Source organism: Saccharospirillum alexandrii, from assembly GCF_004000275.1.
Taxonomy (GTDB): Bacteria; Pseudomonadota; Gammaproteobacteria; order Pseudomonadales; family Natronospirillaceae; genus Saccharospirillum; species Saccharospirillum alexandrii.
Map to the genome: position 1 here is coordinate 1,122,610 of NZ_RCIP01000002.1, position 23,359 is coordinate 1,145,968.

Consider the following 23,359-nt stretch of genomic DNA (forward strand, 5'->3'; position numbering starts at 1 on the left):
CCAGAAGCGCAGGCGATTCGCCGTGCCAGGCTGCGTTTTGGGGTGTTTTTCCTGTGTTACAGGCGATGGCGTTTCGGGCGTAACTGCAGGCGCAGATCTGACCCGACCGCCCGGGTGTCCACCATCGAAAAAAACAAGCCCTCTGACAGCGTGCTCAGACTCGCCGAAAACAGCGGCCGGGTTGCCGCCCCCAGTAACACGGGCGCCTGATAGAGCCACAACTCATCCACCAGGTTCATCTGTAGCAAAGTGGCTGCCAGTGTTGCCCCAGGCTCGGCCCAAACCTCGTTGTAGGCTTGTTGACCCAGCCAGATCATCACCGCAGTCAGGTCAAGATGCCCGGCCGCATCGCGCGGCAAGACCACAAGGCGGGCGCCGGCCTCTTCAAGTACTGCTTTGCGCTCTTCAGGGGCCTCATTGCCATGCAAAACCCAGGTCCTGCCGGGCAGGGACAGCATTTTGGCGTTGGCCGGGGTGTTCAGGTGGGTATCTAGGATCACCCGGTCCGGCTGCCGATCGATGCCCTCCAGGCGAACCGTCAGACTGGGGTCGTCTGACCGAACGGTGCCAACCCCGGTTAGAATGGCACAACGTTCTGACCGGGCACATTGCACATCGGCTCGTGCAGCCGGGCTGGTTATCCACTGGCTTTCACCACTGGCCATTGCCGTTGCCCCATCGAGGCTGCTGGCCAGTTTTAGCGTCAGCCAGGGCTGGCCGGTGCGCATGCGTTTCAGAAAACCGCGATTCAGGGCTTCGGCATCCTGGCTCAGCACCCCGGAGCGTACCACTACCCCTGCGGCCTCAAGCTGCGCGAGCCCCCGGCCGGCAACCTTGGGATTGGGGTCTTCGATGGCGCAGACTACACGTGCGACTTTCGCGTTTATCAATGCCTCGGCACAGGGCGGTGTGCGCCCGTGATGACTGCAGGGCTCCAGCGTCACATAGGCGGTGGCGCCGCGCGCCCGATCACCCGCGGCGGCCAGCGCATGCACTTCGGCATGACCGGTGCCAGCCAGCACGTGGTACCCCTCACCGACGTTTTGGCCATCTCGGACGATCACGCAGCCAACCCGAGGGTTGGGCATGGTCGTGGTGATACCCCGGGCTGCCAGTGTCAGCGCATGGGCCATCCAGAATTCGTCAGACTGAGTCTCCGTCACACTACCCTCATTCGGTCCGCTTTTTTTCAAGCCGGTCAATCTCACTTCTAAATTCGTTTAAATCCTGAAAACTGCGATACACCGACGCGAACCGCACATAAGCAACCTGGTCCAGTTCACGCAGTTCATTCATCACCACCTCGCCCAGCCGGCGTGACGGCAACTCACGTTCACCGGTTGCCCGCAGGCTTTGCTTGATGCGCGCCAGCGCCGCCTCGACTTCCTCGACACTGACCGGGCGTTTTTCCAGCGCCCGCTGCAGGCCGGCACGAAGCTTCATTTCGTCGAAGGGCTCACGATTGCCGTTTTGTTTGACAATGCGCGGCATCACCAGCTCGGCCCCTTCATAGGTGGTAAAACGCTCGCCACACTGAAGGCATTCGCGACGACGACGCACCTGCTCACCCTCGGCAACCAGCCGGGAATCGATGACCTTGGTGTCTTGTGCTTTACAGAATGGACAGTGCATCGGTTAGAACTCATTCGGACAGTAAGGAAGGACGGTGTCTGAACCGTGTTTCAAGCCGCTAAAGTGTACTCTGCTACCGACTATTTGGCGACACGCCCACCACGACAAAATCGTTGACTTTTTAGGAAGCTGATAACCATGCGGGTTCCGGAGAGGGTGTTTATTCACAAAACCGAATGCACTGAAAACGGGCACAGCGAGCCAGGCCACCTGGCCAGAAAATGATCAGAACACACCTATAACTAGTTGTTTTTATTAGTATTTTTTTAATATGTCTATTTTTTGACCAAGCCGGAGTAACATCACTGTCATGCCGATTCGAGCCAGCTGTAAAGAGTATACCCACAGACTTATCCACAGTAACTGTGGGCACCTTATTGGAAGCCAGAGCCCATCAGGCCGGGCAGAAAAAAGGGGTGCCAATGCACCCCCTGAGCTTAGGTTCGATCGTGGCGATAAAAACCGCAAAAAATGCGACCCCTGTCTTTAACCGCCAGCAGGCAAGCTCGCGTAGTAGGCGGCCAGATTGGCAATATCCTGCTCCGACAGCGACGCTGCAATGCCCCACATCACCGCCGCATTGGCCCCCTGGCGTTCCTTGGATTTATAGGCCGCCAGCACGTTGGCCAGATACGCCTCTTTCTGACCCGCCAGATTCGGATAAATGGGCACCGCCGAGATGCCGTTAGCGCCATGGCATGCCGCGCACACAGCCGATTTGGCCTGACCGGCTGCCGCATCCCCTTCAGCCCAGGCACTGGCCGCCGCCAGAGCCCCCACACCCACCAACATCGCCTTTACAGATTTCTTCATCGGTACTCTCTCTTATTGCCTGAGCGCTCTATCACCGCGCTGGTTGAAGGTATTCTTGCCTGTGCTTCAAGGTAGGGTCGCCACCCAAGCCAGCCTTCCCGCCGAACATGGAGCCCTTCGCTGCGGTTTCCCGGGACTCGCGTGATTGCCTGCCCTGCTCCTAACCCCAACAAAAAGGCCAAATATGACGCAATTTGGCGACAGCAATGCTCCAAACCTAGAACCCGGTCACCGTTTCTTACTCAGTAAAGCATACAATGACTTTACCTTCATACCTTGATGTAGAGCATGCTAACCATGTCTGATCGCCCTTACTTGCTGTCTAAGGCGTCTACCCTGGCCATTTCAATGACCGCCCTGCTGCTGGCTGCCTGTGGCCCTGAATCCAATAGCCGATACGGCGATCAGTACTGGGACCCCTGGACCACCAAAGACACCTTTGACCCCATTGTAGCCCCCGAGTTTTCCGTAGAATTCGTGAGAGTCAGTGGCGAAGATGACCCAGAAGAATACGAAGCCCGCATTACTCTGGATGCCAGCGAAACCTACGAACGGCTCTATGCCTACAGCTGGGGCTTTCAGCGCGGCAACAAGGAACGCGAAACCTTCAGCTCACTCGGAGCCAGCAGTGATTTGCAGCTGGTCTATGCCGAAGACCCCGATGACCCGGGTAACGATGAGCGCCTGGAAGCAACGGTACCCGGCGATTACCGCATTTTCCTGATCGGTGAATCCGACGGGCCACTGGGCAAAGTCACTCTTCGCTTCGACGATATGGCGTTTTCACTGCCCGGCTGTCCGACCACTGGCAATTATTACGAAGACTACATCGACGATACCCTGGAAGTCTGTGCCGAGTGCCATCAAAACGGTGATGCCAGCGCTCAGCTCAACCTTCCGACCAATAGCCTTAACAACCGGCGCAACAATTTCATGCAGCACGTCAGGAACCGAATCAATGCCGCCGACGGTGAGCCTGGGCTAACTCTGCCCGAATGGATCGTCAACCCCAGCCACGATGGCAGCAACACCATCAGCGCCTCATCGGAAGCCTATCTGCGCATTGCCGATATGGTCGCGATGCTGGAGACCATTGAAGCGGACCCGGATGAAACCATTGCCAATAACGGCAGTAACACGGTGCCGGCAAACTTTTGCATTGCCAAACCGACGGGTTTTGCATTTACCGTTGAGTAAAGGTTTTCCACACTTATAGTCGCGATGGTTAGCAGCAGAAAAGATAGAGCTTGAACATACACCGAACTGAGTGCCAGCTGCCGGGTGAGTTTCTCCGGGGAAGTCTGAGGCATGGATGCCGAAGTCTAGGCCCCATGGATGGGTTCATGCCGACCCCGGAGAGACTCACCCGGTAGCTGGAACGCAATCCTGGCACTATATATCAACAAACCACCACATTAACCGCGAGCCCGCCCTGGGCGGTCTCCTTGTATTTGGAGGCCATGTCTTCGCCGGTTTGACGCATGGTTTCGATCACTTCATCGAGCGATACACAGTGATCGCCCGGTTCCCGCAAGGCAATGCGCGCGGCCTGAATGGCCTTGACGGCGCCAAAGGCATTGCGCTCTATGCAAGGCACCTGAACCAACCCCCCGATGGGGTCGCAGGTCATGCCCAGGTGATGTTCCATGGCAATTTCCGCCGCATGCTCAGCCTGGGCCGCCGTGCCACCCATCACTTCAGCCAGACCGGCCGCTGCCATTGAACTGGCTACACCAATCTCGCCCTGGCAACCCATCTCGGCTGCGGAAATTGACGCGTTGCGCTTGTAGAGCCAGCCAATGGCAGCCGCCGTCATCAGAAAGCGGCGCTCATCGTCTGCGTTTAATCGGGGCATGTGATGGTGAATGTATGCCAGCACCGCAGGGATCACACCAGCTGAACCGTTGGTGGGTGCCGTGACCACCCGACCGCCGGCCGCGTTTTCCTCATTGACCGCCAGCGCATAAACACTGACCCAGTCGATTACACCAAGCTGGTCTTCTTCGGCCTGCTTGCGCAGCGAGCGGGCCATGCGGGCCGCACGACGCTGTACCTGAATACCGCCCGGCAAAGGGCCTTCCAGGTCCATGCCCCGGTTCATGCAACTGACCATGGCCTCATTGATGTGATCGGCCCAGGCTAAAACGTCCTCTTCCGAACTTCCCAACCCCACTTCATTGGCCAGAGTAATGTCGGCAATGGTCAGATTGTGGGTCTCAGCCTGATGCAACAATTCGGTTGCGTTGAAGAAGGGGTAAGGTCTTTGATCCGGAAACTCGGTCAACAGGTCGCGTTTGGCTGAGTTTTTCGCCAGTTCGTTGGCGATGGCGCCTCCGCCCACTGAGTACCAGGTTTCACTGAGCAGCACGATGCCGTGCTCATCTTCAGCGGTAAAACGCATGCCGTTGGGGTGTTCGGGCAGAAAAATATCGGTGAAAAAGCGGACGCATTCCCCCATGGTGAAACGCAACACCGGCCCACCGGGCAAAGGTAGCCGCTCATCTGTTCTCACCTGCAAAAACGTATGGTCCGCCACTTCGGGATCGACCGTTGCGGCATCCAGCCCGCACAGACCCAACACAACCGCTTTATCAGTGCCATGGCCAATACCGGTCAGCGCTAACGAACCATAGAGATCCGCTCGAATCTGCACCACCGCATCCAGCTTGCCCTGCTCTTTCAGGTGTTGCACAAAACGTTCGGCGGCCCGCATCGGGCCAAGGGTGTGTGAGGAAGACGGCCCCAGGCCGACTTTAAACAGATCCAGTACTGAATAGGGTTGCACGCTGTCATCTCCGCCGATTGGGTCGAGCCCACCTAAGGTGACCCAGACCCTCTCGCAGAGCAATGCACTGCCGCCAATTAGCCGTGCCCGGCATTGTCCCGACGATTTTACAGCGCTTCACGGCAACCCGGGTGGCACACCCGCTTAACCCGTCACCGGGGGTGGCACTTCTGGCGGCAACCGATGGCTTCGGTCCTGACTGAGAAAGACACCGACAAACACCAGGCCGATGGCCAGCCACTGACTGAGCACCAGCCGCTCACCGAGCAGCAACATCGAAAACAGCAGGGTGAATACTGGTAGCAGGTTGGTGTAACCGGCGGCTACCGTTGCCTTCAGATGCGTCAGCGAATAGTTGTAGAGACCATAAGCACCCAGGGTGATGATCAGGCCCAGATAAATCAGCAAGCCAAAGGTCGACAGGGAAATCTGCTCGGGCCAGGGCGATGCCAGCGCCAGCGGAAAAAAGAACAGCGTGCCGACAAACGACTGCAGGGCGGTCAGCAAAAAGGCGGAATAACGCCGGGTCAGATGCTTGACCAGGAGGGTATAGCCCACCGCACTGACCATCGCCAGAAACTCCAGAAAGTTACCCAGCAAGGCATTGGGAGCCTGCTCACTGTCTTCACCGGTCAGGGTCATCCAGATGACGCCGATCACGGCAATGCCAAACCCCAGCCACTGGCGCCAGCCGCTGCGTTCTTTGAGAATAAAGAAGGCAGCGATGGCCACCATCAGTGGCAGCATGGCGGTAATCATCCCGGCCTGACCGGCACTGGTGTAACGCAGTGCCTGAGCTTCGAAAATGAAATACAAGCATGGCTCGAACAGCGCCATACCCAACAAATACTTCCAGTCACCCGCCTGGTACACAAAGCCGTGCCGCAACCAGGGCCAGACGGTCAGAAAGGCAACCGCACCAATCGCCATGCGCATGAAAATCACGATCATGGGCGACAGATCATTCACTGCCAGCTTAAGGGCAATAAAAGAACTGCCCCACAGCAGCATCGCCAGCAGCAGCGCCAGATGGCTGCGCAATACCAGGTTATCCATAGCTACCTACGCCCATACTTCAAATGACTAACATTTCAAAAATGCCGGGGAAGCAAGCGGCGGCTACCGGGTGCGCCCTTGTGGGGAAGTCCGCAGCATGGACTAAAACGCCGGGAGCGTTTTAGCACGAGCGCAGCGAGCCCGAAGGGTGAATCCCATGGAGGGGATTCATATCCTGCGGTCTAGGCCCGAGACGTCGGACCGCCATGGACAGGTTCACGCCGACCCCACAAGGGCGCACCCGGTGGCTGCTGCGAGCTCATGCCACCCAGCCAACCCGAGCTCCAGAACTTGAACTAAAAAAGGGAGGCCAGTGGCCTCCCTTTTTAAACTAACCCCTGAGGCAGGTAATCAGCGATAGACCGGCAGTCGTGCGCAGATGGCCAGTACCTTGGCCTTCACCTCGGTTATGGCGGCTGACGCATCGCCTTTTTCCAGGCCGTCGAGCACGTCACAGATCCAGCCGGCCAGTTCACTGGCTTCGGCTTCTTTAAAGCCGCGGCTGGTGATCGCCGGGGTACCGATGCGCAGGCCCGAGGTCACAAAGGGTGAGCGCGGGTCATTGGGAACGGCGTTCTTGTTGACGGTGATGTTGGCTTCGCCGAGTGCGGCGTCGGCTTCTTTACCGGTGTATTCCTTGCCGATCAGGTCGACCAGGAACAGATGGTCATCGGTACCGTTGGAGACAATGTTGATGCCGCGCTCAATAAAGACGCTGCACATAGCCTGAGCATTTTTGACCACCTGAGCCTGGTAAGCCTTATAGTCATCTGACATGGCTTCTTTGAAGCAGATCGCCTTCGCCGCGATGATGTGCATCATCGGGCCACCCTGGCTTTCCGGGAAGACCGCGAAGTTCAGTTTCTTGTTCAGCTCTTCGTCTTCACGCGCCAGAATCAGGCCGCCGCGCGGGCCGCGCAGCGTCTTGTGAGTGGTGGTGGTAACCACATCGGCAAACGGTACCGGGCTCGGGTAAACCCCGGCGGCCACCAGGCCAGCCACGTGTGCCATATCAACCAGCAGGTAGGCACCCACTTCATCGGCAATGGTGCGGAAACGGGCCCAGTCAACGATGCGGGAATAAGCCGAGAAACCGGCGATGATCATTTTCGGCTTGTGTTCGCGCGCCAGGGCTTCCATCTGCTCGTAGTCGATCTCGCCGGTGTCGGCGTTGAGACCGTACTGAACGGCATTGTAGATGCGGCCCGAGAACGAGACCGAGGCACCGTGCGTCAGGTGGCCACCGTGTGCCAGGCTCATGCCCAACACAGTATCACCCGGCTCGCACAAGGCCATAAACACAGCGGCATTGGCCTGTGAACCGGAATGCGGCTGAACGTTGGCGTAGCCGGCACCGAATAATTGCTTGGCACGTTCGATGGCGAGGTTTTCAACCACATCGACGTGCTCACAGCCGCCGTAGTAACGCTTGCCCGGGTAGCCTTCGGCGTACTTGTTGGTCAGTTGTGAGCCCTGCGCCTGCATGACTCGTGGCGAAGTGTAGTTTTCTGAGGCAATCAGCTCGATGTGCTCTTCCTGGCGTTCGCGCTCCGCTTCCATGGCATGCCAGATGTCGGCATCAAAATCGGCGATGGTTTGGTTTTTCTCAAACATGTCACTCTCCACAAGTATAGATGGGCTGCCGATACCGACCCCGACCCGGGTCGCAACAACTCAATAATCACTGACTGAAACTGACCGCAAAGACAGCTTTAGATCAAGGATTTCAAGGGTTTCAGAGGGCGGCTATTGTACCTAAAGCGAAGCGGTTTCCCACCGCTGCGGTGGGAAATTGATCAAACAAAGACCAAAAATACCGTCGTTACATGGCAATCGGAAGAAACTGACAGCACTGGCTTACCCGGCAGACAGCGAGGCCGCCATATCATCGGGTTCAACCACTACGCCTTCATCGTCCTGGCTCGGGAAGACAGCCAGGGCAATGCCATCGGCCTGCAAACCGGGCAACCAGCGTTGTTCCCAGGCAGCAGCATCGATGGCCATGGGCGTGCAATCGGCCCAATCACCGTTAATCCAGGCTTGCACGCATTCGGTATGCGGCCAGATGGGCAGGCAATCCTGACCATCACTGGACATCAGTACGGTGCCCTGATCGCTGCGCAGAGACCAGACGCTCTGGCCAGCCTGTATCAGCTCGATCAGGTAGTCATAACGCTCTGAGGGGGACAGTGCCTGGAGGTCGTGAAGCTCTTCCGGGGAAAGGGAATGGGTCATGTGCAGAACTCTGATGGACGAATGGAAAACGGTCAGTGTTCGCCACCAAAGGGCATCTCCACTGAAAGGCCGGCCATAGTAGCAGCACGCCTGGAAAAAGCCATGCCGGAACGCAGAACGAAAAAAGGGCCGCACTTGGCGGCCCTTTCCATACCAAAGGTACTGAGTCGTTTAGCGACGAACGACTGACAGACCGGGGTTAAAGTTGGCAATGTTCAGCGGGCTGTTTTCCTGAATGAACTCAACCATGACGTCCGCGTCAACAAAGCCGGTGTTCACATAGTTCGGGTGATCCGTGAGTACCGGGTAGCCATCACCGCCGGAAGCCATAAAGGCATTCACCGCAAGACGGTAGGTACCGTTCGGATCAATTTCCCGACCGTTGACAATGGCCCGAGTTACTTCACCGTTGCTGATGCGCAGGTTAATGCCATCAAACTGAGCAAAGGCGCCGCTGCCTGCCTGCTTGGAAGCGGCCACATCGAGGTAGTCCAGCAACTCGGCACCGCTCAGATCGACGTAGGAAACCATGTTGCCGAAGGGCTGCACGGTCAGCACGTCTTTATAGGTCAGCTCGCCTCCGTCCATATCGGCACGGATACCGCCGGAGTTCATGACGGCCACGTCAGCCTGGGTTTTTACCCGCTGAGCGCGTGCGACCAGCACACCAAGATTGGTTGGCTGGTTACGGACGACACTGCGGTCCCCAATGAAATCACCATTCGCGGAACCGATGACGGTATCGAGCGCGGCACTGCCTGCCTGCTGATAGGGCGCCAACATGGCCAGCATTTCCAGGTTCTGGGCAATTTCCGGACGCAGCAGTTGGTCGTCTTCTTTCAGGTTGACCGGAATCAGGTCGTATTCGTAGTTGACGATCTCACCATTGCGAATGGTCAGGTCCAAACGACCAACGTACTTGCCCCACTCATAAGCTTGCAAAATCAGCGTGTTGTTAACAACGTCGGGCTCGAACAGTGGATTCTGGCTGTGACCACCGACAATGACATCGATACCGTCGACATTGCGCGCCAGGGTCACGTCACCCGGAGCGTTGCCACCGAAGTTGCCATTGGCATAGTGACCCATGTGAGTTACGGCGATCACCAGCTCGGATTTGGCATCCAGTTCGGGTATCAGGGTGCGACCGACCGTAGACGGACTCAGGAAGTCGAGGTCGCCGATGTACTCGGGGTTGCCAATTCTCACCGTATCTTCGGTGGTAAAACCGACAACGGCGATGCGGTTACCCTGGACGTTGAACATTTCATAAGGTTCGAACAACGTTTTTCCATTGTCTTTATAGACAATGTTGGCTGACAGGAACGGGAACCCGGCCCAGTCAGCCTGCTGCATCAGTACGTCTCGCGGGTTATCGAATTCGTGGTTACCCACGGCCATAGCGTCGTATTCAAGCATGGCCATGCCTTTAAAATCGGGCTCGGCATCCTGTAAATCCGATTCAGGCACGCCGGTGTTGATGTCGCCACCGGACAGCAGCAACACTTCGCCACCTTCAGCAGCGACTTCAGCACGAATGGAATCGATCAGGGTTTTACGGGCCGACATACCGTATTCACCGTCGCTGTTGCGCCAGAAACGGCCGTGGTGGTCGTTGGTATGCAAAATGGTCAGTTGATAGTCGGTGTCCGGCTCGTAGCTCGGACCCATCATGGCGCAGCCGCTAAGGAGGATGGCCGTCAAACCCAGCGAGGCAGGTACTAGCGTTTTCATGTTTGAGTCTCCTTTCATTCTTTTTTTGGCAGGACCTGACCTGTTGGTCAACCCTGAATTTCCACTTTAACCCGTTCTGTGGCAAACCGAAACCCGAAAATGACGGCTTTATTACCAGGCCTCAGAACAGTGCAAAGCATTCAGTCTGTAGCCCTAATGCAGTGCTGAACCCCGGCAATGGTGACCCCATTGGTGATCTCCTGACGGGCACTCGCCCCAGGCCAGAGCCGTGGTGTGCGATCATTCTGTCTTGTTCTGTTGAGTTGCAGCAACCAGAGTGCCGGGCTGCCTTCAGAGTGTAGGCAAGAACCCCGCCAGCGCCAGGGAGGCTACCCCCCTTTTATGTCAGCCTGGTGACAACCGGCGCTGGCCAGGGCGCTACTCAGACCTGTTCTGGGTTGCGAGTGCCTGTTTGCGTAACCGGCTGAGCTTGCGCACGATAGCTTCCCGCTGGCCTGCATGGCTGCGATCACGGCAGGCCTCCTGATAAACGAGGGTGACCGGCCGGCGCGGCCGCGTATAGCGAGCGCCTCCTACCAGTTCACCATTATGCTGGCGCAGCCGGCGCTGCAGGTCAGTGGTGATGCCCGTATAAAAAGTGCCATCACGGCATTGAACCAGGTAGACCCACCAGGGCGACGCCTGCTCCGGCTCGCTTGACGCCTGTGTCGGCAAGACGGGGGCACCCCTGACGTCAGGAAGGTTGGAGGGACTGTCTACAGGCTTCACGGAGGCACTCGGTGATCAACGGCACATGGTCTTCAGCCCGTTATGGTTACCGGCATGGACGCCGCCGTCAATTCACGAGGGCTAAATCGTCAATTGCGACTCATTTTCAAGAAGCAGGGGTTTCCTTCAAACGCTGCTTTACCCTAAACTGCGAGAACTCAATCACAAACTTGCCCAAAATATGGCAGTGAGCATTCACACCCTCCTGATTCAAATCGACACTGACGACGGCCTGGCACGATTGGCGGCGCTTCAGAAAGCGATTGAGGACGACGCTCGCCTGCTTATTCTGGCTTTCTCCAGCGCACAACCGGACCAACTTGCCAGCCTCCTGCCCTGGGTCGAGGCGCTCTGGCCCATGGCTACCGTTGCCGGCGCTTACGGCCCCCAACTGATACACGACGGGAAAGTCCGCGAACAAGCCCTGCTGCTGCAGTTCATGACATTTGAACGAACCGACCTGCGCCTGAACTACCTGCGCTGGGAAGGTGATGAACGGGAATTCGGTGAGCGGCTGTTTGATCCTGTGTGCCGAACCGACAGTCGACTGGCGCTGACCTTTATGAGCGCCGAACAGGGCGACGTGCCCGCCCTGGCACACTGGGTCAACCGGCAGTACCCGAATCTGGCGCTGGTCGGTGGTTGTTGTTCTGTGGATGGACAGGGGTGGCTCTACGCTGATGGTCAGTTTCTGCAGCACCATGCCCTGACCATCACCCTGAGCAATGAAACGCTCGATGTTATGACCCAATCCTACTCGGAATGGCACCTGATCGGTCGAACCTGGACCGTCACCAAAGCCGTCGGTAACACCCTCTATGAACTCGACCAGCAATCGGCGCAGACACTGTATGAACGTTATCTGACCGAACCACTCGTCGATGACCGGACGACAAGCCCGGCGCCCTCCGAAGAGGTGCATTATGAAAACTTTCCGCTGATGCGTGTCACCGACAAACAAAACACCCTGAGCGCCCCGATACGCCAACTGGCTGACGGCGGCCTGATCATGAGCACGCCCTTGCTGGAGGGCGACCGGGTTCGCTTCGCCTACAGCCACCCGTCAATGACGCTGGAGCAGGTTAACCGGGGCGCCGAGGCGTTGCATTCGCGGCGGCCCGAGTTGATCTTAAGTTTCAATTGCGCCTCCCGACAGCGCTCTGATCACCAGGAGACCGCGCGGGAACTGCAACCGTTTCAGGCCATGGCCCCGCTCAGCGGGGTCTTTTGTTATGGCGAGCTGATGCAGGAAAAGGGGCGTACCCAATTGCTGCAACACAGCCTGGTGACGGTCGCCATTGCCGAAGACCCGGCGGTGGAACGCCCCATGCCGGTGCTGGAGCGCCACGCGCTGGCCCCATTGTTTCGGCTGATACAAGCCTCTGTCGAAGACCTCGACCAGGTCAACCGCAACCTGGAAGATGACATCCGCCGGACCACCCAGGAACTGCTGCGTAAATTTGAAACCGACAGTGTGACGGGGCTGGCCAACCGGGTGGCCCTGTTGCAGTGCCTGCGTGATGACGACCCCTGGCCCATCGTTCAGGTCTGCAGCCTTAAAATCAACAACCTGCGCCAGATCAACAACCTCTACGGGTACAGCGTGGGCGACCAGCTGCTGCGCAGTCTCAGCGCTTCCATCCAAACCGACATTACCGAATTACTGCCAACCACAGCGCTGGTGTTCCGCGGCTCGCCCAACGAATTTCTCATTGTGGCGCCCGATGCCTGTCCAATGAACAGCTTTTACAAGGGCATGGCACAGCTCACCGAGCGCATGCAGAACCAGTCGGATCTGTTCAGTGACAAGGTGGTGCAGAACGTATTGCCCATTCTGCTGACCGCAGGCACCGCGCACCGGGCTGAATTGCCTGCCGATATGACGCACAGCACGGAAGACTTGCTGATCAAGGCCTCCGAGGCACGGCGCCACGCCTACCGGCACCAGCTACCCATCGCCCGGGCAATCGACTTGCCGGGAACCGACCGGGGCAAACGCGACGGGCTGATCTGGCTAAGCCGCATCCGCACGGCGCTCGGCAGTGGCGACATTTTGCCCTATGTGCAGCCGCTGTTTGATCGCCAGGGCCAGGTTCACCACGTCGAAGCACTGATGCGGGTGCGCCACGAGGGCGTCATTTACAGCCCGGCCAGCTTCCTCGATCTGGTCAAACCGACACAGCTCTACCCGCGCCTGTCGATGGTGATGATCGACGAAACCTTCCGCCTGATGAAACCCCACAACATTGGGTTCACCCTGAATTTCACCGCCCGAGATCTGGCCAATGAGGCCCTGATCGACCGGCTGAAATACTGGCTCAAAGGGGGCGTTGACGCCGAGCGGGTGACGCTGGAAATTGTCGAGTCGGACAGTCTGCGTGATTTCGACCGCTTCACCTATACTCTGCATGAACTGCGACGACTGGGTTGCAAGCTGGCGATTGACGACTTCGGCAGTGCCTATTCAAACCTGGAGCGGGTGATGCGGTTAAAACCAGACTGGATCAAACTCGACGGCAGCCTGATCCGCCATCTGGTCGACAGCGAGGTGAACCGCATCCTGGTCAAGCGGGTGGTGCAGCTGTGTCAGGACCTGCACATTCGCACCGTGGCCGAACACGTTCACGACGAAGCGACCATGTCGATACTCATGGGCATGGGTGTGGATTTCTTTCAGGGCTTCTATCTCGCCAAACCGGAACCGGCCGACACCTTCAATGTGCATAAACTGAAACAACCGGGAACCGACTACGAGGAGAGCCTGGCATGAGCAGCGCCAGCAAAGGACAGCACCCGGCCACAGCGCTGGTGGTAGGCGGCACCGGCCTGGTTGGCAACGCCCTGCAGCACCACCTGACGCCGGCGCTGTTCGACCCGGTCTGGCTACTGACGCGCCGGCCCCAGCCTCAACACCAGCGCCATTTGCACTGGGTAAATACCGACTTCAAGACCTGGCCCGATGCCTCGGCCATGGATTTGCAGGGCGGCACCCTGTTCTGCGCGCTGGGGACAACCCTTAAAAAAGCGGGCTCCCCGGATGCCTTCGTCGCGCTGGACCGGGACCTGGTGGTCAATACCGCACACTGGGCACGGGATCTGGGCGTCCGCAAGTGCCTGTTCGTATCCAGCCTTGGGGCCAACCCGCAAAGCCGCCAGCTGTATTTGCGCACCAAAGGCGAAGCCGAGCAGGAGCTCATTGCCCTCGGGTTCGATCGCCTGGTGATCATGCGACCCTCGCTGCTGCTCGGCAACCGCGAAGAATTCAGGCTCGGGGAACGCCTGGGTGCGGCGTTCGGTGCGGTGATCAAACCAGCGCTGTCTGGCCCCCTGCTGAAGTACCGGCCGGTAGCGGCCGACCAGGTTGCCGCGGCCATGGTCGCGGCTGCCAGCTCACCGGGCCCGGCGATTGATATCTGGGAATCGGAGAGAATCAGTCGGTTTCGCAGCGACTGATTGAGGTCCAGCGCCAATAGGCCTCGTCGGTGCCACGATCACGCAATGTCAGGCAGGTGTCACCCACCGCCAGTTCCCAGTGATCGGCAGCGACAATGGTACGCACCCAGTCGCCCTGCGGCAGGGCAAGCAGCCGTCGCGTCAGCGCTGCCAGTAAACCTTCCTGCGTCGCCACCAGCGACACGGCCCCCGGTGTCAGCAACGCCACCGCCTGGTCCGGTTCGGGATGTGGCGTTTGCGACAGATCCTGTGCCAGCAACTGGCGGATGCGAGCCTCCTCCTGCGCCCGCAATCCGACCTCCTCCAGATCCTCTGCCTGTAAGGTACCGTCGCCCGCCTGCACCGCCATCAGCCGTTGCTGCAAGCGCTCAGGTGCGTGGGTCTCCCGTTCAAGCCGGTCCTGATAGCGCTGAACACTCCAGACAACCAGCAATACCAACAAAACACCCGATACGGCGGCCATCAGCCCCCATTTGATTGGTTTGGTCACAGACATTCCTTTAGGTCGGGGTGAAAAAACCCACCGAAGTGAAAACAGACGTCATCATACCAATGAAGGTCGACTCGATCACAGAGCCAGGCACCCTGACTTGCTCACCCGCCCGGGCTGTCGTAGCGTTCGGCCCAACGAACACCCTTCAGCATAATAGTCAGGGAAGAAGATGACACTCGCCGTCCTGTACAGCCGGGCCCGCGTCGGGATGGACGCGCCGCTGGTTACCATTGAAGTACACCTGTCGAACGGTCTGCCCGCCTTCAATATGGTTGGCCTGCCAGAAACCGCCGTCAAGGAAGCACGCGACCGGGTTCGCTCCGCCATCATCAACAGCCAATTCGACTTCCCGGACCGGCGTATCACCGTCAATATGGGACCAGCCGACCTGCCCAAGCAAGGGGCCCAGTTCGACCTCGCCATTGCCCTGGGCATATTGGTCGCCAGCAATCAGGTGCCAGCCGACAAAATCGAGGAATTCGAATTCCTGGGCGAGCTGGCACTGTCCGGAGACCTTCGGCCCGGCCCTGGCGCCTTGCCCGCTGCCATCGCCTGTACCGACGCCGGGCGCAGCCTGGTCACCAGCAAAGACAACGCTGCCGAGGCCGCACTGGCCAGCGACAGCGACGTCCGTTACGGCGAACACCTGCTGCAGGTCACCAGCCATTTCAGCGGCCAGAAGCCGCTGCCACAGGCCCAGTATGAGTCCGCCAGCGACAGACTGCCGCAGCCCGACCTGGCCGATGTTAAAGGCCAGCACAGCGCCAAACGCGCCCTGGAAATCGCCGCCGCCGGACGACACAACTTATTGTTTTTCGGCCCACCGGGCACCGGTAAAACCCTGCTCGCCTCCCGCCTGCCGGGCCTGTTGCCAGCCCTGAGCGAGCGCGAGGCGCTGGAAGTCGCCAGCGTGCAAAGCATCTGCGGCCTGCCACTGAACTGGGGCCAGCGTCCGTTTCGCTCACCTCACCACACCGCCTCAGGCGTCGCGTTGATTGGCGGCGGCTCCATTCCGCGGCCCGGCGAAGTCACCCTGGCGCACCGGGGTGTGCTGTTTCTGGACGAACTGGCCGAGTTCCCGCGCACCGTGCTCGACGTATTACGCGAACCCATGGAAAGCGGTGAAGTCCACATCGCCCGGGCTGCGCGCCAAACCAGCTTCCCGGCCCGCTTCCAACTGGTCGCCGCCATGAACCCGACCCCCGGCGGCTACAGCCCGGACGACCCGCGCTCGCAACGCTACACCCGCGAACAAATGCAACGCTACCTGGCCCGCCTGTCGGGCCCCTTTCTGGACCGCATCGACCTGCACATCGAGGTGCCGGCCCTGCCCAAGGCACTGCTAACCCGCAATACCGAGGAGGAATCCAGCTCCGTCGTTCGCGCCCGGGTAGAACAGGCCTGGGCCCGGCAACTGGAGCGCCAGGGCTGCGCCAATGCGGAGTTGTCCGGCAAACAGCTGGAACAAGCCTGCCAGCTGGGCCAGGCCGAACAAACCCTGCTCGACTCAGCGCTCGACAAACTCGGGCTCAGCGCCCGCGCCTACCACCGCGTCCTCAAAGTAGCCCGAACCCTGGCCGACCTCAACGGCCGCCCAACGCTGGAGCGCAGCGACCTGATCGAAGCGCTTAATTGCCGACAACTGGAAAAATTGATGCGGGTTTAGTGGCCTAATATATTGATTTGGCTCACAGCCGTGCTGGCCACCGGGTACGCCTATCCGGTAGCCAGCACTGATCCCAGGCTTCATTGGATCAAGCAAAAAGCTAGCAATCCACTAACTTAATAGCTCTTAATATCGATATTGGAGGTCGTTGAGGTAGCAAGCGGCGGGTGCCGGGTGTGTCCTTGTGGGGTAGTCCGCAGCAGGGATGCTGCGGTCTAGGCTCCATGGAGGGATCTACGCCGACCCCACAAGGGCACACCCGGTATCCGGTGCGGACCATTTCCGACAAGCCTGGCCCAGCCCGGGGACTTGGTTTAAAAATCGATGTCGTATTCGATGACCACTGGCAGGTGCGGCGAGATTCGTGGTTCGCGCACTATGCCGACGTCGAGTACAAAGTCGGCAATGTTTGGGGTGATCATCTGGTAATCGAGCCGCATGCCGTTGGCCTGGGCTTCATCGAAGGGCCACCATGTGTGCTGGCGATCCTTGCGGTTCATCAGACGGAACGCATCGACAAAGCCGATGGGGCCGGTTACCTGATCCATCCAGGCGCGTTCTTCGGGTAAAAAGCCCGATTCACGCTGATGGGTTTCCCAGTTGCCAAGATCGATTGAACGATGCGCGATCTGATAGCTGCCCGCAAAGATAAACTCGCGGCGCTTGCGCCGGGTTTTCTTCATGTGCTGCTGCAACACATCCAGAAAGGCCAGCTTGTGTTCAATCTCATCTTCAGTCTGCGCGTAAGGTACGGCAATGGACGCGATGCTCACGTTATTAAAATCGGCCTGAATAAAACGGCCTTCCAGATCCCATTGCGGCGAGCCCAGCCCGCGGATAATGGCTTTGGGCATAACCCGGCTATAGATGGCAGTACCAGAGTAGCCGTCTTCCTCGGCATCGAAGAAAAAGGCATGGTAGCCCGGCACGTCGAGAAACGCCTCGGGCAACTGATATTCCTTGGCACGGACCTCCTGAACACACACCACGTCCGCGTCCAGTTTTTCCAACCATTCGAAAAAACCGCGCTGGGCAGCGTTCACCAGGCCATTTACATTAAGGGTGACGACTTTCATCCTGTCTATCCAGTCAACAAGCGCGCGTATCATATCGGCGCAAACCCGCACTGTCACGGCTTTGAACGGCGATCGCGTCACTGATTTTAAAGGTTTTTCCGGCTTTTACCTTTTGTTGGGGCAAAACCGCCGTATGCAATCGGTATCGAGCCTGCCCCGGTGCCCCGGGGCTCACTTTTTTTATTTTTTTCGCGTTCTGTCATTCTGCTTTTTAATCGAAACCGCCTTTCCGCTATACTGCCGCGCCCAGCGGGAGTCCAAAGCCTCTCGCCAGCAGGTCCGACCGGGCCTCGTTCGAGATCAGCCGATACAAGGGCCTAACACCATGGATAGACCATTTTCGACCGGAAGTACAGCCTCGACCCCTCAATGGCAACAAGATTTCATCCGTTTCGCCATCGATGCCGGCGCCCTGACCTTCGGTGAATTTACGCTGAAATCGGGCCGTGTCAGCCCCTATTTTTTTAACGCCGGCCAATTCCAGACCGGCGAGGCACTGAGCCGGCTGGGCCAGGTCTATGCGCGGGCGCTGGTCAGCTCCGGCCTCGATTTCGACCTGGTGTTCGGCCCTGCCTATAAAGGTATACCGCTGGCCACCACCACCGTTGTGGCATTGCAGCGCGATCATGAACGCAACGTTCCCTACGCCTTCAATCGAAAAGAAGCCAAAGACCACGGCGAAGGCGGCCAGATTGTCGGAGCGCCGCTGGAAGGGCGCATCGTGATTGTCGACGATGTGATCACCGCCGGAACCGCAATCCGGGAAGTTCAGGCACTGCTGCAACAATTCCCGAAGGCGCAACTGGCCGGCGCGGTTGTGGCAATGGACCGCCAGGAAAAAGCACCCGGCGAAGAACGGTCGGCCATTCAGGCGCTTGAAGCCGAGTTTGGCTTGCCCATCATTCCGGTGATTACGTTTAGCCAGGTCATAGATTACGTTGCCACCCAGCCCGAGTTCGCCCCGCACCTGGCCGCTGTTGAAGATTACCGGGCGCGTTACGGCGTGGTGTGATTCAGGGTGAATTCAGCAGACTGAACTAAACTGATCAGCAAGCCGGAACCCGGTGCCTTGGCCGACCGATGACAACGCTGGAACTTCTAGGCACAATGGGATAACCAGGCTCACCGGTTAACAGGCGTACAGGCGGTGTTTGCCGCACCGACAGCCCAGCCTGCAGCGGCCCGGTGGCCACCCATGATCTGAATACACATGAGTCAGTATCCTATGTCCAATCGACTGATCGCCCTGTTGCTGACGCTGAGCCTGATACCTCTGGCGGCCGAGGCGCGCCAGTTTTTCCGCTACAAGGATGCCGACGGCCAGACAGTCATCAACAGCAGCATCCCGCCGGAATTTGTCAAAAACGGTTATGAGATCATTGATGACAAAGGCGTTGTGTTACGCGAAGTAGCGCCTCAGCTCAGTGAAGAAGAGATCCGCAATCGCCGGGCAGAAGAGCAACGGGTTCAGGAAGAGCGGGTGCGTGACGCCGAGCTGGTCAAACTGTACCGCAGCCCGGGCGATGTTGACCGGGCCATGCGTACCTGGCTGAGCCGTCTGGATATGGAGATCCGGCTGAAGGATAACCGTATCGACATTCTGCGCACTGAGTTCAATGCGCTGCAATCGCAGGCGGCCAACCAGGAACGGGCCGGGCAGGCGGTGGATGCCGAATTACTGACGCAAATGGCCGAGATAGAAGCGGAAATCGCAGACTATCAGGCTGAAATCGATCACGTTGAAGCGCGCAAAACCGAAGCCCGGGAAGACTTCGCGGCCGATCGCGAACGCATGGAAATCATCTACGAACGCCTGAACGGCCGCCCCTGGGAAGACACCAGCGCCTCAAACTAGAGCGTTGCGGCAACACGCCCTAGTAATGGTACTTCAACACCAGACCATGAAAATTCTGGCCATTGTTGGGCTTCTCGATACTGCCGTTGGAGATGTGCTGATAACGCCAGCCCAGTTGCCAGCTCTGATAGACATACCCCACCCCCAAAATCTGACTGAAGTGCCAGTAGGTGCTGTATTGGTCTGGCCCCAATGAGGTCGAACTGAGATACGCCGCACCCAGACCGGTTTCCAGCACGGCATGACCCGGGCCAGCCGGCAGTGACCAGTCGAACAGCGGCGTCAGGTTTGCCATGGGTTGCTCTTCGTCTTTATAGGTACTGGAACCCAGGGCAAGCTCCAGCCCCGTTGTAACTTGGAGTGGCCCATAGGTGCGCTCGACGGGCAGTGACCAGTTCAACAGTAACCGGGCGCGTTCTTTGCCGTCGTCCCAGCCAAAATCCAGCCCCGCCTGGCGAGCGTTGACCAGATTCACCACCAGGGCTGAACCGACCGAAGCGCCCACCGCCAGGTTATACAGCTTGATCTCTTCCGCCATCACACCACCCGAGCACAACGCCAGTCCCGCGCTCATCCCAATCGCCAGCCGGGAAATACCCGTTCGCCTTGCCTTTCGCATGCTTCGTTTTGCTCCTTAGCTTTCTGATACCCGACAGTATACCCGGCCCGGGCGCTGAAGGCGCCGACCTTAACCCCGAGTGCCTCAGTTACCCGCTCTGACTGGACTCCTAACTGCATTGTCAGGGTGGGCGAGCCTCGGGTGCTCGCGTATACTTCAGGTTTACAGCCATCAAGCCAGTCTTACGCATGAAGCACCGGACCCTGACATTGCTCGCCGTTATATTCAGCGCCACCGCGTTGCTGGTCGGCTGCGGGCAAAAGGGTGACCTGTACCTCCCCGCTGACGACGCCCGGACCACCCTTACCTCTGACTTTGGACACTGACCAGCGACCATGACTCAAACCGCATCATCGACCAACCCCGTCTCTGCCTTCACCTATCAACAGGGTCAACTGACCGTTGAAGCGGTGCCGCTGATGCACCTGGCCGAGCAGTACGGCACACCGCTGTATGTGTATTCCCGCACGGCCATCGAGTCTCAGTTCAAACAGTACCTGGCCGGCTTGGGCGAACACCCGGGGCTGATCTGCTACGCCGTTAAAGCCAACTCCAATCTGGCCGTGCTCGATGCGCTGGCCCAGTGCGGTGCTGGCTTCGACATTGTCAGCATCGGCGAGTTGGAACGAGTACTGGCCGCAGGCGGTGACCCGGCCAGAGTGGTCTTCTCCGGTGTGGCCAAGCAGAGCCATGAAATGCGCCGGGCACTGGAGGTGGGCATCCATTGTTTTAATGTTGAATCCGAGGGCGAGCTGGAACGGCTGAACCGGGTCGCCGGTGAAATGAACACCACCGCCCGTATTTCCTTACGGGTCAATCCAGATGTTGACGCCCAGACACACCCCTATATTTCCACCGGTCTGAAACAGAACAAGTTTGGCGTTGCCATCGACCAGGCAATACCCGTGTACCAGCACGCCCAGCAGTTACCCAACATCGAGGTTGTCGGCGTCGACTGTCACATTGGCTCTCAGATTCTGAATACAGCGCCTTTTGCCGATGCCCTCGGTCGCTTGCTTGCGCTGATTGACGACCTGGCCGAACTCGGTATCCAGATCCGGCATCTCGACCTTGGCGGCGGCCTGGGTGTGAAGTATCAGAATGACGATGTAGAACCCGATGTCGCCGCCCATGTCCGCTCCATTGTTGCGGCCCTGGCCGACCGGTCACTGTCGCTGATTCTCGAGCCCGGTCGCAGCATCGTGGCCAATGCCGGTGTCATGCTGACCCGCGTGGAATACCTGAAATACAACGGGGACCACGCCTTTGCCATTCTCGACGCCGGCATGAACGACCAGATTCGTCCGGCACTCTACCAGGCCTGGATGGACGTCAAACCGGTGGTTGAAGCTCGCCAGGGCACCGAGGCCCGGTGGGATCTGGTTGGCCCCATCTGTGAAACCGGTGACTTTCTCGCCAAGGATCGCCGCATGACGCTGGCGCCCGGCGATGTACTGGCGGTCATGTCGGCCGGTGCTTATGGCATGGTCATGGCTTCGAACTACAACACCCGAAACCGGGCGGCAGAAATCATGGTGCAGGGCAGTGAATCCCAGCTGGTGCGCAAGCGCGAGACACTGCAAGATCAACTGCAACTCGAATCGCGGTTAAGCTGAGGGTCTATGCGGCTGAAATTCACCAAAATGCACGGTCTTGGAAATGACTTCATGGTCATTGACGGCGTTACTCAGCCGGTTGACTTCAAGGCAGCCGATATCGAGCGCTGGGCCGACCGCCATATGGGCATCGGTTTCGATCAACTGTTGCTGGTTGAACCCCCGACCCGGCCCGATCGTGACTTCCGCTACCGCATTTTCAACGCCGACGGCACCGAAGTCGAAAACTGTGGCAATGGCGCCCGCTGTTTTGCCCGCTTTGTCGTGGATCACCAGCTGATTCACGCCGAGCGTATTCGCGTGGAAACCGCCGGCGGCGACCTCGAACTGATCCTGCATGCCGATGGTCAGGTGACCGTCGACATGGGCCGGCCACGCCTGTCGCCCGACCGCATTCCCTTTGAGGCCGACAATCGGGCCAACCTGTACCCGGTCACCCTGAACGATGGCAGCGAGATCAGCCTGGCCGCCGTCAACATGGGCAACCCCCATTGCGTCATTCGGGTCGACAACGTCGACACCGCGCCGGTCGACACCCTGGGCCCGGAACTGGAAAGCCACGCCCGCTTTCCACAACGGGTCAATGTTGGCTTTCTGCAGGTGATCGACACCCATAACGCTCGCCTTCGCGTCTTTGAACGGGGTGTGGGCGAAACCCTGGCCTGCGGCACCGGTGCCTGCGCCGCCATGGTCGCCGGCGTGATCAACCAATGGTTTCAGGACCATGTACGCATCACCTTGCCCGGTGGTACGCTGCTGATTGAATGGTCCGGTGAAGGCAACGTGCTGATGACCGGGCCGGTAGAGACCGTATACGAAGGAGTGATCGGGTGACTGAATCGGTGAATACCGAAACACTGGACCTGGAGGCGATCGTAGCCTACCTGCGTCATCATCCCCGCTTTTTTGAAGATCACCCCAATCTTCTGAAAAAGCTGCATCTGCGTCATGAAAGCGGCGACGCTATTTCGCTGATCGAGCGCCAGAACCAGATATTGCGCCAGGAAAACCGGCAACTGATCGACCGCCTGAACCAGTTTATCCAGGTGGCGCAACGCAACGACCGCCTGTTTCTGAAACTGCAACGGCTGATTCTCGAGCTGCTCCCTGAAACCCGCCTGAATGGTTTGCTGGAACGGTTGCAACAGGGTCTACAACGCGACTTCGACGTGCATGAGACCACCGTCATCCTGTTTGATCGCGCGCCCGGCGACGGTGATGGCTGGCTGCAAACCTCCCGCAATCAGATCGCCGAGGCCTTTCCGGCCGTCGTCGACCAGGGCAAGGCGGTCTGTGGCGCACTGGAACCGTTACTGACACAGCTACTGTTCGCCAACACCGAGGTGGGCTCCATTGCCCTGGCTCCGCTCACCCGAGATCAGGCGGTCATCGGTGTGCTGGCGCTCGGACACACCAGCCCGGAGCATTTCCGCAGCGGCACCGAAACCCTCTTTCTGACCCATCTGGCCCAGGTCACCAGCCTGCAGATGGCGCGAACGGAGTAACCGATCGGCGTCTGACGTCAATAAGACGCCCCCCAAACCGTCAGCTACACTCAGGGCATTGATGGTTCAGCGCGGCTCTGATGTGGCAGTCC

At 58.7% G+C, this 23,359-nt stretch carries 22 protein-coding genes; 10 read left to right on the forward strand and 12 right to left on the reverse strand.

What is annotated here, in order from left to right:
* Positions 1–56: 56 nt before the first annotated feature.
* From ribD to EP166_RS12825, 3 genes are all read right to left on the reverse strand, one after another.
* Positions 57–1,163 carry a bifunctional diaminohydroxyphosphoribosylaminopyrimidine deaminase/5-amino-6-(5-phosphoribosylamino)uracil reductase RibD gene (ribD, locus tag EP166_RS12815; RefSeq protein WP_246026288.1) on the reverse strand — a complete coding sequence of 369 codons (1,107 nt, stop codon included), beginning with the start codon at positions 1,161–1,163 and terminating at the stop codon, positions 57–59.
* Positions 1,164–1,170: 7 nt separating this feature from the next.
* Positions 1,171–1,632, reverse strand: coding sequence for a transcriptional regulator NrdR (gene nrdR / locus EP166_RS12820; protein ID WP_127557551.1), 462 nt, complete (start codon positions 1,630–1,632; stop codon positions 1,171–1,173).
* A gap of 486 nt (positions 1,633–2,118) precedes the next feature.
* Positions 2,119–2,445 (reverse strand): c-type cytochrome, encoded by a 327-nt coding sequence (locus tag EP166_RS12825; protein ID WP_127557553.1) that lies wholly within the window; start codon positions 2,443–2,445, stop codon positions 2,119–2,121.
* A 297-nt stretch (positions 2,446–2,742) separates the two neighbouring features.
* On the opposite strand from EP166_RS12825, the gene EP166_RS12830 reads away from it, so the two are divergent.
* The gene (locus EP166_RS12830) at positions 2,743–3,642 is read left to right on the forward strand and encodes a hypothetical protein (protein WP_127557555.1); all 900 of its coding nucleotides are present in this window, start codon (positions 2,743–2,745) and stop codon (positions 3,640–3,642) included.
* 202 nt (positions 3,643–3,844) lie between these two features.
* Here the strand turns inward: EP166_RS12830 and EP166_RS12835 are convergent, their stop codons facing one another.
* From EP166_RS12835 to EP166_RS12860, 6 genes are all read right to left on the reverse strand, one after another.
* A complete protein-coding gene (locus EP166_RS12835) occupies positions 3,845–5,230 on the reverse strand; it encodes an L-serine ammonia-lyase (RefSeq protein WP_127557557.1) in 1,386 nt (461 codons plus the stop codon).
* Between the two features lie 144 nt (positions 5,231–5,374).
* Entirely contained in the window at positions 5,375–6,286 is a 912-nt protein-coding gene (locus EP166_RS12840; protein ID WP_127557559.1) for a DMT family transporter, read from the reverse strand.
* Positions 6,287–6,637: 351 nt separating this feature from the next.
* Positions 6,638–7,900, reverse strand: coding sequence for a serine hydroxymethyltransferase (gene glyA / locus EP166_RS12845; protein WP_127557561.1), 1,263 nt, complete (start codon positions 7,898–7,900; stop codon positions 6,638–6,640).
* 243 nt (positions 7,901–8,143) lie between these two features.
* Positions 8,144–8,521 carry a DUF2750 domain-containing protein gene (locus EP166_RS12850; protein WP_127557563.1) on the reverse strand — a complete coding sequence of 126 codons (378 nt, stop codon included), beginning with the start codon at positions 8,519–8,521 and terminating at the stop codon, positions 8,144–8,146.
* 171 nt (positions 8,522–8,692) lie between these two features.
* Positions 8,693–10,255, reverse strand: a complete 1,563-nt coding sequence (ushA, locus tag EP166_RS12855; RefSeq protein WP_220432559.1) for a bifunctional UDP-sugar hydrolase/5'-nucleotidase UshA — start codon at positions 10,253–10,255, stop codon at positions 8,693–8,695.
* A gap of 378 nt (positions 10,256–10,633) precedes the next feature.
* The gene (locus EP166_RS12860; protein WP_127557567.1) at positions 10,634–10,930 is read right to left on the reverse strand and encodes a GIY-YIG nuclease family protein; all 297 of its coding nucleotides are present in this window, start codon (positions 10,928–10,930) and stop codon (positions 10,634–10,636) included.
* 241 nt (positions 10,931–11,171) lie between these two features.
* On the opposite strand from EP166_RS12860, the gene EP166_RS12865 reads away from it, so the two are divergent.
* Positions 11,172–13,754 carry a bifunctional diguanylate cyclase/phosphodiesterase gene (locus tag EP166_RS12865; protein ID WP_164743926.1) on the forward strand — a complete coding sequence of 861 codons (2,583 nt, stop codon included), beginning with the start codon at positions 11,172–11,174 and terminating at the stop codon, positions 13,752–13,754.
* Positions 13,751–14,437, forward strand: a complete 687-nt coding sequence (locus EP166_RS12870; RefSeq protein WP_127557571.1) for an NAD-dependent epimerase/dehydratase family protein — start codon at positions 13,751–13,753, stop codon at positions 14,435–14,437. The genes EP166_RS12865 and EP166_RS12870 overlap by 4 nt, the downstream gene beginning before the upstream one ends.
* Here the strand turns inward: EP166_RS12870 and EP166_RS12875 are convergent.
* Entirely contained in the window at positions 14,415–14,927 is a 513-nt protein-coding gene (locus tag EP166_RS12875; RefSeq protein WP_127557573.1) for a hypothetical protein, read from the reverse strand. The two genes, EP166_RS12870 and EP166_RS12875, sit on opposite strands and share 23 nt — an antisense overlap.
* A gap of 172 nt (positions 14,928–15,099) precedes the next feature.
* Here EP166_RS12875 and EP166_RS12880 point away from each other — a divergent pair, with 172 nt between their 5' ends.
* The gene (locus tag EP166_RS12880) at positions 15,100–16,596 is read left to right on the forward strand and encodes a YifB family Mg chelatase-like AAA ATPase (RefSeq protein WP_127557575.1); all 1,497 of its coding nucleotides are present in this window, start codon (positions 15,100–15,102) and stop codon (positions 16,594–16,596) included.
* A 314-nt stretch (positions 16,597–16,910) separates the two neighbouring features.
* Here the strand turns inward: EP166_RS12880 and EP166_RS12885 are convergent, their stop codons facing one another.
* A complete protein-coding gene (locus tag EP166_RS12885) occupies positions 16,911–17,672 on the reverse strand; it encodes an exodeoxyribonuclease III (protein WP_127557577.1) in 762 nt (253 codons plus the stop codon).
* 325 nt (positions 17,673–17,997) lie between these two features.
* On the opposite strand from EP166_RS12885, the gene pyrE reads away from it, so the two are divergent.
* Together pyrE and EP166_RS12895 are read left to right on the forward strand one after the other, a co-directional pair.
* Positions 17,998–18,684 (forward strand): orotate phosphoribosyltransferase, encoded by a 687-nt coding sequence (gene pyrE, locus EP166_RS12890; protein WP_127557579.1) that lies wholly within the window; start codon positions 17,998–18,000, stop codon positions 18,682–18,684.
* 213 nt (positions 18,685–18,897) lie between these two features.
* Complete coding sequence (locus EP166_RS12895) at positions 18,898–19,527, forward strand: hypothetical protein (protein WP_127557581.1); 630 nt, start codon at positions 18,898–18,900, stop codon at positions 19,525–19,527.
* Positions 19,528–19,546: 19 nt separating this feature from the next.
* Here the strand turns inward: EP166_RS12895 and EP166_RS12900 are convergent, their stop codons facing one another.
* A complete protein-coding gene (locus EP166_RS12900) occupies positions 19,547–20,146 on the reverse strand; it encodes an acyloxyacyl hydrolase (RefSeq protein ID WP_127557583.1) in 600 nt (199 codons plus the stop codon).
* Between the two features lie 188 nt (positions 20,147–20,334).
* Here EP166_RS12900 and lptM point away from each other — a divergent pair, with 188 nt between their 5' ends.
* From lptM to EP166_RS12920, 4 genes are read left to right on the forward strand one after another with little or no spacing between them, the layout of a single operon-like run.
* The gene (gene lptM / locus EP166_RS12905) at positions 20,335–20,472 is read left to right on the forward strand and encodes an LPS translocon maturation chaperone LptM (RefSeq protein ID WP_127557585.1); all 138 of its coding nucleotides are present in this window, start codon (positions 20,335–20,337) and stop codon (positions 20,470–20,472) included.
* A gap of 9 nt (positions 20,473–20,481) precedes the next feature.
* On the forward strand, positions 20,482–21,762 hold the full coding sequence (lysA, locus tag EP166_RS12910; RefSeq protein WP_127557587.1) for a diaminopimelate decarboxylase: 1,281 nt from the start codon (positions 20,482–20,484) through the stop codon (positions 21,760–21,762).
* Positions 21,763–21,768: 6 nt separating this feature from the next.
* On the forward strand, positions 21,769–22,596 hold the full coding sequence (dapF, locus tag EP166_RS12915; protein WP_127557589.1) for a diaminopimelate epimerase: 828 nt from the start codon (positions 21,769–21,771) through the stop codon (positions 22,594–22,596).
* On the forward strand, positions 22,593–23,267 hold the full coding sequence (locus tag EP166_RS12920) for a DUF484 family protein (protein ID WP_164743927.1): 675 nt from the start codon (positions 22,593–22,595) through the stop codon (positions 23,265–23,267). Before dapF ends, EP166_RS12920 begins: the two co-directional genes overlap by 4 nt.
* Positions 23,268–23,359 lie beyond the last annotated feature (92 nt).